This is a genomic window from Pseudomonas sp. R3-41 (genome assembly GCF_054161485.1).
On sequence record NZ_CP096421.1, the window covers coordinates 5,980,033 to 5,998,340 of the forward strand.

At 56.7% G+C, this 18,308-nt stretch carries 20 protein-coding genes and 1 pseudogene; 6 read left to right on the forward strand and 15 right to left on the reverse strand.

Annotated elements, in window-relative coordinates:
• Positions 1 to 2 precede the first annotated feature (2 nt).
• Positions 3 to 1,718, forward strand: coding sequence for a ThiF family adenylyltransferase (locus M1D99_RS25890; protein ID WP_458130982.1), 1,716 nt, complete (start codon positions 3 to 5; stop codon positions 1,716 to 1,718).
• 50 nt (positions 1,719 to 1,768) lie between these two features.
• Positions 1,769 to 2,173, forward strand: a complete 405-nt coding sequence (locus tag M1D99_RS25895; protein WP_458130983.1) for a Mov34/MPN/PAD-1 family protein — start codon at positions 1,769 to 1,771, stop codon at positions 2,171 to 2,173.
• Positions 2,174 to 2,788: 615 nt separating this feature from the next.
• On the opposite strand, the gene M1D99_RS25900 is transcribed toward M1D99_RS25895, so the two are convergent.
• From M1D99_RS25900 to M1D99_RS25940, 9 genes and pseudogenes are all read right to left on the reverse strand, one after another.
• A complete protein-coding gene (locus M1D99_RS25900) occupies positions 2,789 to 3,073 on the reverse strand; it encodes a helix-turn-helix domain-containing protein (RefSeq protein WP_458130984.1) in 285 nt (94 codons plus the stop codon).
• Positions 3,063 to 3,255, reverse strand: a pseudogene (locus M1D99_RS25905) (transcriptional regulator); the annotation flags it as partial. The gene M1D99_RS25900 and the pseudogene M1D99_RS25905, both read right to left, overlap by 11 nt.
• A gap of 24 nt (positions 3,256 to 3,279) precedes the next feature.
• A complete protein-coding gene (locus M1D99_RS25910) occupies positions 3,280 to 3,648 on the reverse strand; it encodes a RidA family protein (RefSeq protein WP_458130985.1) in 369 nt (122 codons plus the stop codon).
• Positions 3,649 to 3,674: 26 nt separating this feature from the next.
• Positions 3,675 to 3,800: an NAD(P)-binding protein gene (locus M1D99_RS25915; protein ID WP_346343462.1), complete on the reverse strand. Its 126-nt coding sequence runs from the start codon at positions 3,798 to 3,800 to the stop codon at positions 3,675 to 3,677.
• The gene (locus M1D99_RS25920; protein WP_458130986.1) at positions 3,800 to 5,227 is read right to left on the reverse strand and encodes an amidase; all 1,428 of its coding nucleotides are present in this window, start codon (positions 5,225 to 5,227) and stop codon (positions 3,800 to 3,802) included. The genes M1D99_RS25915 and M1D99_RS25920 overlap by 1 nt, the downstream gene beginning before the upstream one ends.
• A gap of 4 nt (positions 5,228 to 5,231) precedes the next feature.
• Positions 5,232 to 5,915 (reverse strand): amino acid ABC transporter permease, encoded by a 684-nt coding sequence (locus tag M1D99_RS25925; RefSeq protein WP_458130987.1) that lies wholly within the window; start codon positions 5,913 to 5,915, stop codon positions 5,232 to 5,234.
• On the reverse strand, positions 5,912 to 6,568 hold the full coding sequence (locus M1D99_RS25930; protein ID WP_186705963.1) for an amino acid ABC transporter permease: 657 nt from the start codon (positions 6,566 to 6,568) through the stop codon (positions 5,912 to 5,914). Before M1D99_RS25930 ends, M1D99_RS25925 begins: the two co-directional genes overlap by 4 nt.
• Positions 6,568 to 7,356 carry an amino acid ABC transporter ATP-binding protein gene (locus M1D99_RS25935; protein ID WP_458130988.1) on the reverse strand — a complete coding sequence of 263 codons (789 nt, stop codon included), beginning with the start codon at positions 7,354 to 7,356 and terminating at the stop codon, positions 6,568 to 6,570. The genes M1D99_RS25930 and M1D99_RS25935 overlap by 1 nt, the downstream gene beginning before the upstream one ends.
• A gap of 79 nt (positions 7,357 to 7,435) precedes the next feature.
• The gene (locus M1D99_RS25940) at positions 7,436 to 8,305 is read right to left on the reverse strand and encodes a substrate-binding periplasmic protein (RefSeq protein WP_186705962.1); all 870 of its coding nucleotides are present in this window, start codon (positions 8,303 to 8,305) and stop codon (positions 7,436 to 7,438) included.
• Between the two features lie 158 nt (positions 8,306 to 8,463).
• Here M1D99_RS25940 and M1D99_RS25945 point away from each other — a divergent pair, with 158 nt between their 5' ends.
• On the forward strand, positions 8,464 to 9,492 hold the full coding sequence (locus tag M1D99_RS25945; RefSeq protein WP_346343463.1) for a GlxA family transcriptional regulator: 1,029 nt from the start codon (positions 8,464 to 8,466) through the stop codon (positions 9,490 to 9,492).
• Positions 9,493 to 9,811: 319 nt separating this feature from the next.
• On the opposite strand, the gene dctA is transcribed toward M1D99_RS25945, so the two are convergent.
• Both dctA and M1D99_RS25955 read right to left on the reverse strand, forming a co-directional pair.
• Entirely contained in the window at positions 9,812 to 11,119 is a 1,308-nt protein-coding gene (dctA, locus tag M1D99_RS25950; RefSeq protein WP_186729539.1) for a C4-dicarboxylate transporter DctA, read from the reverse strand.
• Positions 11,120 to 11,220: 101 nt separating this feature from the next.
• On the reverse strand, positions 11,221 to 12,390 hold the full coding sequence (locus tag M1D99_RS25955; protein WP_458130989.1) for a mandelate racemase/muconate lactonizing enzyme family protein: 1,170 nt from the start codon (positions 12,388 to 12,390) through the stop codon (positions 11,221 to 11,223).
• A 99-nt stretch (positions 12,391 to 12,489) separates the two neighbouring features.
• Here M1D99_RS25955 and M1D99_RS25960 point away from each other — a divergent pair, with 99 nt between their 5' ends.
• Positions 12,490 to 13,368 (forward strand): LysR family transcriptional regulator, encoded by an 879-nt coding sequence (locus M1D99_RS25960; RefSeq protein WP_186729541.1) that lies wholly within the window; start codon positions 12,490 to 12,492, stop codon positions 13,366 to 13,368.
• Between the two features lie 43 nt (positions 13,369 to 13,411).
• Here the strand turns inward: M1D99_RS25960 and M1D99_RS25965 are convergent, their stop codons facing one another.
• The gene (locus tag M1D99_RS25965; protein ID WP_458132167.1) at positions 13,412 to 13,777 is read right to left on the reverse strand and encodes a winged helix-turn-helix transcriptional regulator; all 366 of its coding nucleotides are present in this window, start codon (positions 13,775 to 13,777) and stop codon (positions 13,412 to 13,414) included.
• A gap of 90 nt (positions 13,778 to 13,867) precedes the next feature.
• Here M1D99_RS25965 and M1D99_RS25970 point away from each other — a divergent pair, with 90 nt between their 5' ends.
• Together M1D99_RS25970 and M1D99_RS25975 are read left to right on the forward strand one after the other, a co-directional pair.
• Positions 13,868 to 14,614, forward strand: a complete 747-nt coding sequence (locus tag M1D99_RS25970) for an NADPH-dependent F420 reductase (RefSeq protein WP_458130990.1) — start codon at positions 13,868 to 13,870, stop codon at positions 14,612 to 14,614.
• Between the two features lie 560 nt (positions 14,615 to 15,174).
• Positions 15,175 to 15,447, forward strand: coding sequence for a hypothetical protein (locus M1D99_RS25975; protein WP_207963380.1), 273 nt, complete (start codon positions 15,175 to 15,177; stop codon positions 15,445 to 15,447).
• A gap of 130 nt (positions 15,448 to 15,577) precedes the next feature.
• Here the strand turns inward: M1D99_RS25975 and M1D99_RS25980 are convergent, their stop codons facing one another.
• The 3 genes from M1D99_RS25980 to M1D99_RS25990 all read right to left on the reverse strand — a co-directional run bounded on the left by M1D99_RS25980 (position 15,578) and on the right by M1D99_RS25990 (position 18,157).
• Complete coding sequence (locus M1D99_RS25980) at positions 15,578 to 16,546, reverse strand: tetratricopeptide repeat protein (protein ID WP_458130991.1); 969 nt, start codon at positions 16,544 to 16,546, stop codon at positions 15,578 to 15,580.
• A gap of 146 nt (positions 16,547 to 16,692) precedes the next feature.
• On the reverse strand, positions 16,693 to 17,517 hold the full coding sequence (locus M1D99_RS25985; protein WP_458130992.1) for a DUF695 domain-containing protein: 825 nt from the start codon (positions 17,515 to 17,517) through the stop codon (positions 16,693 to 16,695).
• Positions 17,518 to 17,581: 64 nt separating this feature from the next.
• Complete coding sequence (locus tag M1D99_RS25990) at positions 17,582 to 18,157, reverse strand: hypothetical protein (protein ID WP_458130993.1); 576 nt, start codon at positions 18,155 to 18,157, stop codon at positions 17,582 to 17,584.
• Between the last annotated feature and the right edge of the window lie 151 nt (positions 18,158 to 18,308).

Genomic DNA, 18,308 nt, shown 5'->3' on the forward strand with positions numbered 1-18,308 from the left:
ACATGGAATTCAAAGGCCTTGGGGATGTACTGCAGCTTATGCATGGACTGGGTTTCAAGCCCCGTCCTATCAAGAAAGGGACTCGCAGATTCCTCGGAACGTTAAACTCCACTGCCGGGCCGGTTCCCATTGAACTGGCCATTTCCGACTGGGATTTTCTGGTTTACCCGAAGATCAAAATTACCGAAAAGCCCTCCTTTCTACCTACCCGAATGGCACATGGATTCGTCGGCGGTGGCTTTTGCTATCTGGCCGAAGGCTCGGTCGTGCTAGACCGGTACAACCCAGCGGGAGTCATTGCTTTCTGCTTGCAGCAAGCCACGAGTGTTCTCAACCAAAGCATCAGTAACCCTGCGCAGAGCGAAGCTGATATTCAAGCTGAATTTCAATCGTATTGGACGGGATCAGAAACCGGGACTTTTCTCTCGGTCGGGCTATCTGAACTGTCACCAGGTCTCAAAAACGCGCAGGTGTACAAGCTACCCAAAGGACAGATTGGGGAGATCATTACCACCAATGAAGAGGCTGTGGAACGGATTGCGCGCTCGTGGAGCACAATCGCCAATCTGCGTGAAACCCGGTGCTGTTGGCTGTTCCAAACGACCGTTGCGCCGGCAGCATCATCGGCCCTGCCTTGGACGGTGAAAGAGACACTTGCTTGGCTAAGAACGTGGGACCCTTCTCTTTACGCAACCGTGCAAAAGCGGATCGAAGCTGAAAAATCGCTTCTGGACTTGAGTCGGATTTATATCTTGATCGATTCACCCGTCGGCCGGGTTGGTTTTGGTTTTACGGTCAATAAACCCTACATCAAGAAAGCGACGTCCAAAGAATCTGGCAGCAACCGCAAATATGCTGGAAAGGCTTACTTTCAATACCTGCGTCAGTTTGGCGGATCAGAGAAAATATTTCGCCTGGCGACCATCGATCTTAGTGCCAACTTTGTACACACACGAAACCTCTCAGGCACACTTAAACAAGGTCTGTCAGGACTAAAAATCGCTCTTCTGGGATGCGGATCAGTTGGGGGATATGCTGCTCAAGCAATCACTCGACTGGGGGCTGGCACGGAAGGAGGATTACTTTCGCTTATCGACAATCAGTACCTGAAGCCAGAAAACATCGGCCGGCACGTTCTTGGCTTTGATGCGCTATTCAAACGTAAATGTGAGGCGCTCAAGGACGAACTCGACCGCCAGTTCCCCTACAGCACGATTGAGGCACAACATGTCGACATAACGCCAAAACTGGATTACTCGCGTTTTGATCTCATCATTAATGCGACGGGTGAGGAGCCTCTCTCAGACATGTTGAATGCGCAGCGCATCAGTAGCGAGGGGGCATTCCCACCGATTTTGCATGCATGGATCAAGGGCAATGGCGAGTGCGTTCAGGCATTGTGGACTGACTCACCGAAACACGGATGTTTTCGCTGCCTGCGGCGACGCGAACCGGGCAACGACATGGCAGAAAGATACACTGTGCTTAAACACGACGTGGAAAAGGGCTTTCGTGCTTGCCAGCATTTCACTCCATACGCCGTATCCGCGTCGCTGTCTGCTGCAGCCCTTGTTGCGGATATGCTGATCGACTGGAGAAAAAATGGGGATCCGAGTCCGAGATTCCGAACAAGAGCAGTTGAAAACGCAGACACCTTCAAACTGAAAAACCAAGACATCAAACCGCTGAATGGCTGCCCTGCATGCGGAACGAAATAGTCCTTACAGCTCCACAATTGGACGGCCTATACGTCCTAGTGGAAGGCCGCGTGTTGGACGTGATCAGCACTTATTGTCAGAACTCCAAAGGAAAGTGCGAGGCCGGCGGTACGCTGATGGGATACAGATCGGGCAAACACCTGCATGTCTTGCATGCGACCGTACCCATGCCTTTGGACAAGCGATCACGGATAAGCTTTGACCGGCTCGATCCCGGTCACCAGCGCGAGGTGACTAAAGCCTGGGAAGAAAGCCAAGGCCGTGTTGATTACCTCGGCGATTGGCATACACACCCGCAGTTGAATCCATCGCCCTCAGTCACTGATTACACTGAATGGGCAAAGCTCGGCTCGACCCTGAATAAGCCTCTGTTCTTCATGATCTTAGGAGAGTGCGCAAACCTATTTGCGGCCTATCACACTGAGCAAAAAACAATTCCACTAAACTTTACGTGAGTGAAAAATCACACAGAGGCGATGTAGTGCTCAACAGAACACCCTTAAAACACAAGTGCTGCCGCGGACCGATACTTGACCCAGCCAAAAGGACTCCAAAAAGCAGCCGAGCCTTTAAATAGTTCTTGAAACGTCGTGGCCTTGATCAGCTGTAAAACCTGAGCATCGACTACGAACAGCTTTATAGAAACCCGATTGGTTGTTTTTACACACTCTGGGCCGATTGCTGTCCGTTGCCACGGCAGGTGTACGCAGTTGATCACTCATCTCGAACACGAAGCACTCTAGCCAGCTCGGACGTGAACGGTGCCAGATCAAATACAAGCAAGCTGTCAAGCTGAGAGTAATTTCTCTAGGTATTCCAGACGGTATTCCAACTAAAAATCAAAAAGAATATTAATTATAAAAATCAATATGATAAAAGCCATATTCAAATTACCCCGGCCCATCTAAAGACGTCCACGGACGTCTTTTTTTGTGCCTGGAATTCAGTGAAATCAAGGGCTTTCACGCCACCGGCAATTTTTTGGTGACGGCAATTCAGAAAGAGAGAAGCGGGAAGTTCGTTCCCATACGCTGATCGGTAACGGCTCCAATTGGCAACGTAATTAAGCCTTAGACGGCTTGAAGGTCTCGCAACGCCTCAGGGTGCTGGCTCGCGATCCGCAGAAGAGTCCGTGCCGCACCGGCAGGTCGCCGACGACCCTGCTCCCAATCCTGCAACGTACGCAGGCTGACTCCCAGCAGCTCTGCAAATGCACTTTGGGATACACCGACTTTAGCCCTGGCCTCAGCCGCAGCCGAAAGCGTCACCTCGGTTTTGCGTGCCGCCTTGCCAGCTTTCATTTGGCGTACCGAAGCCAACAAGTCTTTCTGAAAGCTCTCCATTTCATGATCCATTACTGATCTCCTCTTTCAATTGATTCAAGAAGGCGGTCGGCAGGTTGTCGAACTTCGCCTTGGCGTAGGCGATCAGCAACCAGATGTGGCCTTCAGAAAGCGCGTTGTAGTAGATAACCCGCACCACCACGCTTACCCGTCCCACCGCGAGACCAGCACATCTTACGCAACCCACCGCAACCCAAAAAAGCGACGCCCCAACCTTCTCAAACACCAGAAGCAGATTTCACCGCTATAACCATAATCTCCACCAGCACCTCAGGCCGCGCCAGGCGCGCCTGAACAGTGGCCCGTGCCGGAGCGCTATCCGCTGGCAGCCAGGCGTCCCACACTGCATTCATCGGCGCGAAATCACGATCAATGTCTTTGAGCCAGATCTGTGCGCTCAAAAGCTGGCCCTTGTCGCTGCCCGCCAACGTCAACAAGGCTTCGATCTTGGCCAGCACCTGCCGCGTCTGCTCTTCGATGCCAACGTGTAGATCCGTGGGCACCTGGCCGGAGAGGTAAAGCAGATCGCCGTGACTGACCACACCGGACATCCGCGCGTTGCTCTGAAAACGTTGAATCGTTGCCATCGGGTTTACTCCGTGAATTGAGAAAGTTAAGGCGCTGCGCTAGCAGAGCGGGATCGGCCAGCGCTTGCAACGGTGACGTTACGACCGGCCTTGTGTAAAAACCAGGCACTGCTCAAGCCAACGATATCAGCTCCGACGACACAGATTTCCATCACGCCACCACTCTGTCCGACAGGTCCCAACCCACAGGCCGCCGCTGGTGCCAATCACTGATTTGCTGGTAGGCATGGGCGATCCGCAGGACCAAGGGTTCGGCGAAAGCACGCCCGACGATCTGCATCGAGACCGGCATACGTTGCTCGTCGAAGCCCACCGGCAGCGCCACTGAACAGAGATTGAGCAGGTTGGCGAAACGGCCGAGCAAGGCCAGCGGCGTACCGTATTCATCGACCTGATTCAGCGGCACGCTGCCAATGGCGTTGGTCGGAAACGCACAGGCATCGACGTTGGACATGGCCTCGTCCATGGCTTGGCGGGCAACACGTCGCTGGTTGTGCAAATCGATATAAGCCGCCGCGTCGATGGCGCGTCCGCTCAGCACCCGACGCTGCACATGAGGATCGAAGCGCAGATCATCGCGTTCGAACAAACTGCCAAGGCTGGCGTAGCCTTCGGCACTCATGAGGCCACCGGCAACGCGCATGCACTGCTCCAGCGAAGTCGGTAGCGGCTGTTCGACCAAATGCATGCCCAGTGCGGCCAATTGCTCAAGCCCCTGGTCATAGGCTGCCAATACGCCAGGCGCGATGTGTACGCGTTCGGCCTGTGGCAACACCCAGACGCGCAGACCGGCCACCGGAAGATTCAAGCCTGCCGCGGCACTGAAGACTGGCGACTTGGCCGAGACCGAGTCCAGCGGGTCCGGCCCCAGCAGCGCGTCAAGCATCCACGCGGCGTCTTCGACGGTGTGCGTAATCGGCCCCACCGAATCCAGCGATGGACACAACTCAATCAAACCGTGACGGCTCACCAACCCACGCGTGGTTTTCAACCCCACCAGACCACACATACCCGCCGGGATTCGCACCGAGCCGCCCGTGTCGGTGCCCAATGCCGCGCTTGCCAATCCGCCGGCCACGGCCACCGCTGAACCACTGCTGGACCCGCCTGGAGCACGATGCACGTCGCAGTCCCATGGGTTCCACGGCGTGCCCATCACGGCATTGGTGCCCCACCCCCCGAAAGCAAACTCTACGGTGTGAGTCTTGCCCATGATGATCGCCCCGGCGCGCTCCAGTCGCTGGACTGCCGTGGCGGTGAGCCGCGAGATACGCGGCTGCTGTGCCAGCGAACCACCGGTGATGGCCTTGCCGTCGATTTCGAACAGATCCTTGATCGCAACCGGAATGCCATGCAATGGCCCCAGGTTGACACCGGCAGCCCGTTGCCGATCGGCCGCGATGGCGGCATCGAGCGCGCGCTGGGGATAGGCCTCGACATAAGCATTGAGTTGACCGTTGAAACGCTCGATCCGCTCCAGTTGCGCGCCAACCAGGGACTCGCTTGTGAGCGCTCCGGAGGCCAGCGCTTGCCGCAACTGGCCGATGCTGTGGGAAGCGGTTCGATCCTTGATGTTCATGTGTTCAGCCTCGAATGGTTTTGCGTCCGCGAGAAAATCGTACTTCCAGTACTCGCGATAACAGAGAAAGAGGGAAAGCGATGACGAAATAGAACAACCCCACCAGCAGGAAAATATGCATCGGCAAAAAGGATTCGGACGCGATGGCCCGGGCCGCCAGCATCAACTCATCGGTGGCGATCAGGGCGCACAGGGAGCTGTCCTTCAGAATCGACACATAGGCATTGAGCAAAGGCGGCAACATGCCGCGAATGGCTTGCGGAAAGATCACCGAGGTAAAGGCTTGCAACGGCGTCAGGCCGGTGGCGATGGCCGACTCACGTTGGCCGCGATGCAAGGAGTCCAGTCCACCGCGCAGGATTTCCGCGACGTAGGCCGAGCCCTGCAAACCCAAACCGATGGCGCCGGCCCAGTAACCAGACAGCGTCAGCCCGAGGCCGGGCAAGGTGAAGTACAGCGCCAGCAGCAACGCCAGGAGCGGCACCGCACGCATCCCCTGGATGAAGAACACCGCCAGACGCTTGAGCAATATGCTGGGGCTCTTCATCGCCCAGACCAGTAACGCGCCCAACACCGCCGCCAGGGCGAAGCCTGTCAGGGACAGCTCGGCGCTGACTCGCGCGCCGAGTAGCAGGCGCGCGAACCAATCGCTCCAGTATTCCGGGTATTGCTGGAAAAAACCGATCATCGCGCCGCCCTCAGATGACGTTCAAGTCGGATGAATCCCACGCCAATTGGCAGGATCATCGCCGCATAGATGCACATCACCGCCAGATAAATCAACGAGGTCTGGAACGTGGAGGTCACAAGATTGCGGGCAAGGAACATGATTTCCGGCACGGCAATGGCCGAGGCGATGGACGTGTCCTTGATCAGTTGCGTGACATAGTTGGCGTAAGCCGGCAACGCAACGCGCAGGGCCTGGGGCAAGAGGATGTAGCGCAAAATTTGCAGACGGTGCAAGCCGACAGCCTGTCCGGCTTCATGCTGGCCGACGTGCAGCGACTGCAAGCCGGCTCGGAAAGTATCGGCCAGCACTGCGCTGCCTACCAGGCTCAAACCGACGATGGCCGCCAACCACGCGGGCAAGTTGATTCCCAGATAGGACAGCCCGAAGTAGATCAGGAACAAGTGCGCCAGCGCAGGCACGTTGCGCATCCATTCGATAAAACAGGCGATGGCGCCGTGTACCAGTCGCGATCGGCTGAACGTCAGTAAAACCGCCAGTATCAAACCGCCCGCACTGGCCAGCACCAAGGTGCAGAGGGCGATTTGCAACGCGTTCATTGCGCCTTTCAACAGCAAGGGCAACAGTCCGAGGAAAGCTTGCAGATTCACCATCAGGCGCTCTCCACAGCCATGCGCCCCAGAAAACTGCGGGTGCGTTCGTGACGAGGGTTGTCGATGACTTGCACCGACGGCCCCTGTTCGACAATGCGCCCGCCGTCCATGAAGATCACCCGATCCGCCACATCGCGAGCAAACCTCACTTCGTGGGTGACCATGATCATGCTGCGGCCCTCTTCCGCCAGCTCGCGAATCACGGCCAACACTTCGCCGACCAACTCGGGATCCAACGCCGAGGTCGGTTCGTCGAACAGAATCACTTTCGGTTGCTGGGCCAAAGCCCGGGCGATGGCGACCCGCTGTTGCTGACCACCCGACAACTGCTCGGGATAAGCCTCGGCCTTGTGCCGCAGATGGACTTTTTCCAACATCGCGTCGGCCAATTCGTACGCCTGCTTGCGCGGCATGCCTTGGGCCTTGATGGGACCGAGCGCGACGTTATCGCGCACGTTCAAGTGCGGCCAGAGATAGAACAACTGGAACACCATGGCGATCTCGCGGCGCTGCGGCGCCATCTCCCGATCACTCATCAGGCGCAAACGCTTACCGTCCTTGACCTGCCCGATCAGCTCATCCCCCAGCCAGATCTCGCCGCTGGTGGGTTTTTCCAGGTAATTGATGCAACGCAGGCAGGTGGACTTTCCAGAACCGCTTGGGCCAATCAATGACAGGGTCTCACCGGGCTTCAACTCCAGGCTGATGCCCTTGAGCACTTCCAGATCGCCATAGTTCTTGTGTAATTCGTGCACGCGCAGCAACGCGGTGTCAGACGGGCTCGACATCTTGGCTAACCTCTTTTTGTTATAGGCATGGCGATGAGTCCGGCGCATCGGCATGAATCCGCCCCATCGCCGCACACACTTATTTGCAGCCAGGTAGCGTCCAGTCCGCTGGGCGATCGACGCCCAGGCGCAGGTCCTTGCCTTCGGGCATGAACCAGACATCCTGGGTCAGGCCGTAGCGAGCGCCGACCTTGCGCATCTCACAGTTTTTCCAGAGCGTCTGAATCTGCGCGTTGACCGCCGTCACCAGTTCCGGACTGGCCTTGTTGAAGCCGAACACCACCTGGCCCAAGCCAGTCAGCAATGGGAAATTCGGATCGTTGTCGACAAAGGCGTTGAAACGCAGGTGCCATTGCTCATTGCGAGAAATGGCGTATTGCATGACCGGTGGATCGCCAATCACCGCATCGATCCGTCCGGCGAGCAGATCGCGAACGGCCGCATCAGACGTGTCGTACAGGGCGACCTGCAGGCCATCGATCTTGCGCATCTCGGGGATGAACGAAAAACCGGTGATGGTGCCGACTTTCTTGCCTTGCAAATCCTTGAGGCTGTTCCAGTTGGTCTTGTCTGTCTGGGTGATACCGTTCTTGAAGTAGTGAATAGGATCGCTCAAGGTCATGATTTTCGAGCGCTGTTCGGTCCAGCCCATGGTGCCTGCCATGACATCCACTCGCTTGGACTGCACCGAGGCGATCGTCCCTGACCATTCCATTAATGCCGGTTTGACCTTAAGGCCCAGCTTTTCGGATATTTGTTGAAGGATTTCACCGTCATAGCCGACCATCCGACTATCTTGATACCCTGTTCCTGGCATATCACCACTGAAGGCGATGGTCAGGCTTCCCGGCTCTACTGTCTCCAATGCGAACACCGGTGCCGTGGCCAGCACGGACACCAGAAAACCGGCACAGATAGCGGAAAAACGCTGGACTTTGGACGTCTTCATCGGATGCTCCTCGATAGTTTTTATTGTGGCAGCAGAACGTTTCGCATCGGTCCATCGTAGTGGGCCCGGCGGTATAACTGGTTGGACGCTTTGCACGAATGATTGAACATTTGCGACATTCTGGCGGCACAGAGCCCGTGGCACCCCAGGAAAGCCTCGTGGACGAGCTCGATCATGGACAGGCGCGTCATCCACCCATGCGCCGCGGCACCGCCGAGCTGTCTATTGGCATCATGTTGTGGCCACGCTTCCCTTTGCTGTCACTGTCAGGGCTGACCGATGCGTTGCGGCACGCCGCCGATACAGGAGATCAAAGCCGCCCCATACGCTGCCAATGGAAAGTACTGGGCACCCCCGGGCAAAGAGTCATTTCCAGTAGCGGACTGGACGTACCGATCGACAGTGAACTCGCTGATCCGAAGCGTTTCGACTACATCGTGGTGATTGGTGGATTGCTCGACTCCATCGAGGCAGTGCCGAAAACCTATCCCGCGTTCCTCCACCAGGCCGCGGCGGCACAGGTGCCGTTGATCGGCCTGTGCACCGGCAGTTTCGTGCTCGCGCGACATGGCCTGATGGAGGGGCGAACGGCGTGTGTCCACGCCTATCATGGCGACGACTGGAAGCGACTGTTTCCCTCGTTGCGTTTTGTCATCAACAGAGATTTTCTGATCGACCGGGACCGGATCACCTGCGCGGGCGGTGTGTCAGTCATCGAACTGGCGCTTCACCTGATTGGCCTGCACTGCGGACCGGATCGTGCGGGCAAGGTTGTGCATCAGATGACGGTGGCAAAGAACACGTCCAGCAGTTTCGTCGACCGACGCAAGGCCCTCGGGTACGCCAGTTCATCCAATCGCCGGCTGCACGAAGCCGTGATGTTGATGGAGAAACACATGGCCCAACCCCTGGATATCGAGGCCATTGCGCATCTGGTCGGCACCAGTAAACGGCAATTGGAACGCCTGTTTGTCGCTGAAACCAACAACAGCCCGGCCCAGTTCTACCGACAGGTCCGACTCAGGTTCGGCAGATGGTTGCTGGTGAGTTCCGACCGCCAGATTAGCGAGATTGCCTTTGAATGTGGCTTCGCCGATGCGCCACATTTTATTCGGCACTTTCAGAGCATGTTTGGCATGTCACCCGGGAAGTTACGCAAGGCCCTGATGCAGCAAGATGGGAAATGACGCGGCAACTAACAACGTCATCCATAGAGCTCAGGCTCGATCGGACAGTTACCGGATTTCAGACTTAAGTAATGCCAGTCAGTTAAGTGGAATACCACGGGCGAACACAACCCGTGGCGAGGGAGCTTGCTCCCGCTGGGCTGCGTAGCGGCCCCCAAAACAGGGCCGCTTCGCGACCCAGCGGGAGCAAGCTCCCTCGCCACGGGGTTACTGCCCGGCTTTATTTCGCTTAACTGACTGGCATTAGTCCAAGGATGTCTTTTTTGTGCCTGAAATCCAGGCAATCAAAGCTTCAGCACGACCAGGCAAGCGATGCTGATTATTTCTGCGCGGCCAACGCCCTACGCGCCGCCTTTTCATTTTTCATGGCCGCGATTTCCCGCTCACAAGCATCCACATCGAAAGAATTGTCCCACTTGGCAATGGCGAGGGTGCCGATGCCATTGCCGATCAGGTTGGTCACCGCCCGCGCTTCGTTCAGGAAACGGTCAATACCCAGGAGCAGGACCAGGCCGACCAGCGGAATGGAGTGGATGGTGGTCAGCGTTGCTGCAAGGGTGACGAACCCGGCCCCCGCGACACCCGCCGAACCTTTCGAAGTCAGCAGGAAGACGCCCAACAGAATCATCTGATCCATAAACGTCAGCGGTGTGTTGGTGGCCTGGGCGATGAAGATCGCGGCCATGGTCAGATAGATACAGGTGCCATCGGCATTGAAGGTGTAGCCAGTCGGCAGCACCATTCCTACCACTGACTTTTTGCAGCCCAGCTTCTCCAGCTTGACCATCATCCGCGGCAGCACAGCCTCGGTCGAGCAAGTCCCGAGGGTAATCAGAATTTCGTCCTTGAAGTAACGGAGAAACTGCAACAAGGGCATGCCCGACCATCGAGCAACGGTGCCCAGCACGACCACAATGAACACCAGGGTGGTGACGTAGAGCGCTACCAGCAGTTGGCCGAGGGACAGTAGCGTACCGATGCCATACTTGCCGATCGTGAACGCCATGCCCGCGCCAGCGCCAATTGGAGCCAGCCGCATGACCATGGCCACAATCTTGAACAGCCCTTGCAGAAACAGATCGATGGTATTGATCAGCGGTTTGCTGGTCTCACCCATTTGAACCAGGGCCACCCCCATCAAGACAGAAAGCAGAATGACTTGCAGCATGACGCCGTTGGAGAACGCACCGACAAAGGTTGGCGGGATGATGTTCATGAAGAAATCAATTGTGCCGCCCTGGGCAGAAGCGGCCTGGCTGTACTTGGCGATAGCACTGCCATCGAGTGTCTCGACATGGATGTTCATCCCCACGCCGGGCTTGGCGATGTTGACCACGACAAGGCCGATCACCAGCGCGATGGTTGAAAGAATCTCGAAATAGATCAGCGATTTTACGCCAATTCTTCCAACCTCTTTGATGTTGCCCATCTTGGCAATACCGACCACCACGGTGCCAAAAATAATCGGGGCCAACAGCATTTTGATCAGGCGGATAAAACCATCGGCAAAGGGTTGAAGCTTGGCGCCGAACTGCGGTTCGAAGTGACCAATTGCGGCGCCGACCACGATGCCGATCAGGACCTGCACATACAGCTGGCTATACCAGCGGGACTTGGAGATTTCCACGGGAGCACCTCATTTTATTGTTGTGATGGGCGTGTGGTGTGGCGTCAGTGGGTGACGCCTGATAACGGCGGCCTCAGGCGAAGAGGCCGCCGTTCGGGCTATCAGCCCTCGCCCAGTTCGCGCATGACGGCGTACAAGGCAGACTTGGCTTCGAAGCCGACGCCTGGAATATCCGGCAGCGCCACATAGCTGTTTTCGACGCGAATCCCGTCAGCAAAACCGCCAAACGGCTGGAACACATCCGGGTAGGATTCGTTACCACCCAGGTGCAGGCCCGCGGCGATATTCAGGGACATCTGATGGCCCCCGTGGGGAACGACACGACGCGAAGACCAGCCCATGTCTTCCATCACTTCCAGCGTGCGCATGTACTCGACCAGACCGTAGGACAGCGCGCAGTCGAACTGGACGTAGTCACGATCGGAACGCATGCCGCCATGGCGCAGCAGGTTGCGGGCGTCTTGATGGGAAAACAGGTTTTCGCCGGTAGCCATCGGCAGGTCGTAGTGCTTGGCCAACTCAGCCTGCAAGGCGTAGTCGAGAGGGTCGCCGGCTTCTTCGTACCAGAACAGGTTGTAGGGTTTCAAAGCCTCTGCATAAGCAATGGCCGTGTCTTGGTCAAAGCGACCGTTGGCATCCACTGCCAGGCGACGCCCGTCACCGACCACCTTGAGTACCGATTCGATGCGACGAATATCGTCAGCCAGAGGCGCCGCGCCGATCTTCATCTTGACCACGTCGTAGCCGCGATCCAGATAGCTGCGCATTTCGTCCTGAAGCTTGGCGTCGTCCTTGCCTGGGTAGTAATAACCACCAGCGGCGTAGACCCAGACCTTGCCGTCAGCCACGCCGCTGCGGTAACGGTCAGCCAGCAGGCGATACAACGGCTTGCCTTCGATCTTGGCGACGGCGTCCCAGACAGCCATGTCGATGGTGCCCACGGCCACCGAACGTTCACCATGGCCACCGGGTTTTTCGTTGGTCATCAAGGTTTTCCAGATGGCGAACGGATCGAGGTTATTGTGCTCTTTATCGATCAGCGACTCGGGGTCGGCTTCGGTGATGCGCGCCAGGAAGCGGTCACGCATCAAAGCGCCTTGGCCATAACGACCGTTGGAGTTGAAACCGTAGCCGATGACAGGTTTACCCTCGCGAATCACATCCGTGACGACAGCGACGACCGAGCAGGTCATTTTGGAAAAATCGATGTAGGCGTTGGCAATTGGCGAGGCAATGGAAACGGTTTTTTCACGGATGTCGACGATACGCATGACGGGGTCCTCTTGTTGTGGGTGACCTCACGTTATGCTTTGCGATGACACCCGCCCAATGCTAATAATGCCGCGCCCCATGCACAGGAGGCATTGCCCTTGGAACTCGTTTGGCTAGAAGATTTTTCAGCGCTGGCAGAGTACGGCAGCTTTGTACGTGCCGCTGAAGCACGCCACGTGACCCAACCGGCTTTCAGTCGCAGAGTCCGCGCATTGGAGAACTGGATGGGTGTCGAACTGTTCGTTCGCACGCCACAAGGCGCCACGCTGACCGAGGCGGGGAAGCAGATTTTGCCAAGCGCCCAAGAGACGGCCAGGCGCTTGTACCGAATGCGCAGCGAAGCCCAGGAAGTGGCGGGCATGGCGATCAAGACGCTGCAATTCGCGGCCACCCATTCGCTGTCGTTCACGTTTTTCCCAAGATGGCTGCGGAGCACGGAAAACGGCGCCCCCATCGAGGCGGTACGACTGCATTCCGATAGCATGGCGGCCTGTGAGCAAATGCTGATTCAAGGCCACGTGCAGTTCCTGCTTTGCCATCGTCATCCCGATGTTCCACCGCTGTTGGCCCCCGATCAGTTCATCGGCAAAAAAGTGGGCGAGGATGTGCTCGTTCCGCTGGCGAGCGCTTCTGCGAACTTTGGCAATGCGCCCGCATCGCTGCCCTACTTGGCGTACACCCAGGAGTCCGGTCTGGGACGCATCGTCGCTCATCGACTTCAGGGCAAGGAAGAATTCCTGCACCTCAAACCGCTGTTCAGCAGCCACCTCGCAGCGGTGCTCATGTCCATGGCGCTGGAAAACAAAGGGGTGGCCTGGCTGCCAAGAAGCCTGACCGAACAGGAAGTCGCCGACGGACGTCTTGTGCGGGCGCTCGATGAAAGCTGGGATATCCCGTTGGACATTCATCTCACTCGCCCAACGGGTGCCATTAGCCAATCGGCGGAGGAGTTTTGGGCGAAGTTAAAGGATTGCTGAAGTTGCTTCGCAGGCGTCGGGCCATTGCGCCTCGACGGTCATGTCAGGTGTGATCGCGCCTCATCTCTGCCCATTCGATCAACGCCTGGATCGACGGCCCGAGTGCATGCCCCATGGGCGTGAGCTTGTACTCCACTTTAGGTGGCACTTGTGGGTACACGGTCCGCTGCACAATGCCGTCCTTTTCCAACTGTTTTAGCTGTTGGATCAGCATCTTCTGGTTGATCCCTTCAATCAACTTCTCCAGATCCGAGAAACGCAGCGCGCCCTTCGCCGCGAAAAGCTGGCACAAGATAATGATCTTCCACTTCCCTTCCAGTACGCGAAGCGTTTCGGTTGTTGCCTCGGCCCATTTCCGACGATTTTGCGGATCGCCGCAATCCCATTCCCGTTCCGTTTCTTCCTCGATGGTGAGTTACACACCTTTTGGTAGGTACTTACCATTATCACACCAGCCTCCTAGAATCGGTGCAAGACAAATGACTCAGGAGGCTTAGCCATGAAAATCGGCATCATCGGAACCGGTAACATCGGAGGCACCCTTGCTCGCAAATTCAAGGCAGCCGGTCACGACATACGTGTTGCGAACTCTCGAGGCATCAACGGCGTTCGCCCCTTCGCCGAAGAGATTGGAGCCAAACCGGTGGACATTCGCGGCGCAGTCGATGGCGCGGATGTGACCGTGCTATCCATACCGCTACCGGCGTTGAGCGCACTGCCTGCTGATCTGTTTGCCGCTGTACCAGACAGCGTCCCGGTGGTGGACACGAGTAACTACTACCCTGGCCTACGTGACCCCAACATTTCTGAAATTGATCAAGGGATGACGGAAAGCGTTTGGGTTTCTAAGCAGATTGGGCGACCTGTCATCAAGGCCTTCAACAATATTCTGGCCTATACCTTGGCGGAGTTGGGCAGTGCCCAAGGCACGCCAGGTCGCTTGGCCGCAGCAGTGGCCGGCGACGATCCCAAGGCTAAGGAAACGGTGATGTCCCTGGTCAACCAAGCGGGCTTTGATCCGGTCGATGGAGGTTCCCTGGAAGAGTCCTGGAGACAACAACCGTGTACGCCAGGCTATTGCTGTGACTACGACGCCGAGACTCTGCGCAAGGCGCTTTTGACCGCTTCCAAAGGGCAAGCCGCTGCGAAACGAGACGAGTTTCCTAAACACTTCGAGCGGCTCGGGCCCAACCCAAGCCATGCCGATATTGTCGCGATGAACCGCTCCTTCAACGCACTGGATTGACGCAGTCCCAGGCTAATGCCTGTCAGTGGACACCACGGGCAAACACACAAACCGTGGCGAGGGAGCTTGCTCCCGCTGGGCCGGTCCGACGCTTCGGGCGAAGCGGCTCCAAGATTTTGCGGTCGCTGCGCAACCGAGCGGGAGCAAGCTCCCTCGCCACAGTTCTCTCTTTAGCCGTGACAATGCGTCGAATGGACGGCTGGCTAAAACTCGTTGATATCTGTAAACAAAATGTAGGGAAATGCAGTCGCTAAAAGGCCAAAGCTCCTACATAAAGCTCGGAAAGCGGTGTCTTGTGACGCTTGAGCGGGACGGCCTATAGTTCCTTGTCGCCCCAATGGCGACTCGGGTTTGGCGACCCGGCAACGAGGTGCGAGAGCGATCTGCTTGTTTGCAGGCCTCCCCGCATCAGTGATACTGCCACCACAATGGCAGTTGTACGCGGGAGATCTCCGGGTCTGCCGGTACCTCGTTCCGGTTCGCCAACCTGCGTACGGCTGCCACCATTCGTTTGGCGACGATTAGTTGGTAGCTCTCACTGAATAACGAGGTTACAACTCATGAATCGATACATGCCCATCACCGGCATCGACTGCACCCCCGCTACCCTGCTGATCGACACCGAAGCCCCGCTTGATGTCCTCTTCGAAACCGCTGACTACCGCATCCGCACCGTGACCCAACTGCTGGAAAACATCGCGTTCCGTTCGGAGGTCAGTTCCGACACGCTGGTGCTTTCCGATTTTTGCAAAATGCTGACGATCGCGTTGCGCGACGGGTGTGATGTGATGGATGTGATTGGCAGACGATTGCGGGCGCAGGCTGCTGAGTAAATGAAAACGGGGCGACCTTTGGGGTCGCCCGTTTCGCTTATATGCTTCAGTTAGCGCACACGCGTACTGACTTACCTTAGACCCTTGCGCTTATTGCACCGAAGCCGTCTTGAAGTGACTGACCGAGTTGTCAGCCCCGTTTGGCACTCGGGGACAGGACGACCGGCGCCACGAAGTCGAACGTTTCCTGACCCGCTGGAAACATGTAGGGATCTTTCATAGTCAGGCGGTACACCGCAGACACCACAGCCGTGTCCATCCCTGGATCGCCGGAACTCTTGGCTAGGTAAACCTCGGGCTTCGGACTCCTGGTCGAGAACCTGAAAAGCACTCTAACTGTCATCGTTTGATTAGAGTGATTGAGCCCACCGAGCTCATACGAGCGCCATAACTCGAAACGCATCTGGCGCAGAAGCCCCCCAATCCATACTCGATTGTATTTCTGCACCTGCTCAGCATTGAGCTCCAGCCCAAGGGCCAATAGCGGCCGCATTGCCTTCCAGGCGGGGTCACCATATTTTTGGGTAGCATCGACGTACAGCTTCAAAGCACCCGACACATCCTGCGCACCACCCTTGCCCTGCTCCATCAACCCACCCAACCCCACCACACCACCTATACCTGCGCGGGTGTAATAATCGCGGGCCTTCACCGGGTCAACTGGCTCGTCAATCCCATCCCGCGCCATGCGCGCGAGCTCCACATAGGCATATGGATCGGCCGGCGCCGCTTGCAGGTAGAGTAACCTGGCCCGGGCAGTGTTCTGGCTCACGCCTGTGCCGCTCTCATAGAAGGTCCCGAGCACATGCTGGCAAGTCGGAATTCCACCTTCGCTCGCGGATATGACGAGCTGCAAGTCGGACGGTTGAACAGTTCGGTAGTGGGTGGTTTGGCGACATGCCTTGCCTTGGTTGCCATCCAAGGCGTCGTCAAAGGTGCCAAGCGGCACGAAGGGATTGCGCAACTCCGCAAGGTAACGGTCCGTCGGAGTGGTGCGGGACTCCTCAAGGTACTCGACGGTGCTCTTCCCAAGGTCTTTCATGCTCTGGCAACCGCCGAGGGCAATCATCAGACCGATCCATACGATATTTTTAGTCATGCGGTATCTGTGTCCATACGTGAAACGCGGTTGCTCTTCGTGATGACCCGCGTGTGCTCCAATAAATAAACAACAAACGGGACAGACCTAGCTCTAGCAAAAATAACTGCCCCCTACCTGACAAAGGATGTCTGTCCCCACCTTCTTCACTCCACACATGTCTTGGGCGTGATACGGATACCTTCAGACAGGTTTTCACCACTTTGTATCTCGGTGCTCAACGCTGGTTCTTTGCGTGCGCTCAACTCAATAGGGTATGGCCCGGTCTGCGCTAGGATTGCTCTTGTTTGAGCGATAAAAGCTTCGTCGTTGCGTGTATAGAAGATCCACTCCCGCTGTTTTCCACCCGTCACCGTGCACACCCACTTCGCTAGCCCTTTATCCTGCATCGCCGGGAGTATCAGCCTCTCCATTCCATCCATCCGGACACGGTCTCGGGGAGCGGGTATGAGCCCCTCGGAGGAATACTTCCAGGTGATCTTGATCTTGAAAGGCAGCGCCCGTTTTTCAGTCGCAGATATCGAACCAACACCCTTGTAGAGCATGGGAACGGGTGTATCTGGAAAATCTGACGGTTGATAAATATCGTCGACAACTTCGACTATTTCCATTGGTTGAGGATAATCGCCGGTATCATCGAGAAGGGTGCTGAGAGCCACATTTTGGCTGACCACCCTATCAGCCACACAGTTATCGTCATCCACACTTTTAACCGGGCCTGCATCCAGGCATCGGTCGCGCTTGACCGGTGGGGGCGAGTGGGTTTGCGAGCTGGAGCAGCCCGTGACGAGTACGCCTGCTAGCGCCAACAACCGGAGCCGGTTATGGACGCCCATCTGGCTAAGCCCAAAGCCCAGAGACTGCGATCCGGCGAGTTTGCAGTCCTGGCGTTGCCTGCGAAGCTTTGCTGTGACGTACTGCACGCCATGACCAGACTCCATCAAAGGGAGCTCGGACTTTTCAGTGACCATCGGTGTTTTTTCCTCAACTCGCGACCTCGTCCTGAAGGCCGCTCCCTCTAATTCTTGGTCGGACTCAGTGCCCCTGGACGCTCGCTACAGGGATACGCTCCTGTGGCTGAGTGACATCGTAAACATGCTGCTCACAACCTGCCCCAATGATCACGAACTCCACCAGGTAAACCTTTTGCTTCTCGGGCTTGAAGGTGGAGCTCATAGGGCCGCATGCATAAACTATTTTTTCGGCATAGCGGTAGTAGTTCGAGTCGTAGACCCGTGATTCACCGATCACTTCAATCGCCTGCCCGGGATCAGCCTGCACCTCCAGCTGGGGGAAGCGTTTTACGGTGGCGCTGTTGGCAACCTCGTTCACTTTGGCGATCCAGCCGAATACCTTGCCACGACCGGAATCGACCACGGTTCCCAAGACCTCGGCACGTTGGTCCGCATCGGAACTGCGCCGCACGGAAAATTGCACCGGGTGGGTGAGTCCTGTCGCCTTCATGACGATCTTGGCGTGTTCCGCGTCAGCGACGACCTTGGGTTGTTGCAACTGCACGCCATCCTTGAGCAGGCTTGGCGAGGAGTCCCTGACGTTTGAGTGACAGCCTGCCAGGGCCATGGCTAGAACTAAAAAAGTGGTTTTTTTCATGATTACTTCCCTGCAAAATTTGAATGACCACAGACCTTCGAAGTACTTTCGACGACAGCAGAATGGCAAAAACGGGACAAAAAAAATGGACAAAGGACAGATTTATTTATGATCTTGGCAAAAACAAACTAGTCCCTTCTACATTTCAAAG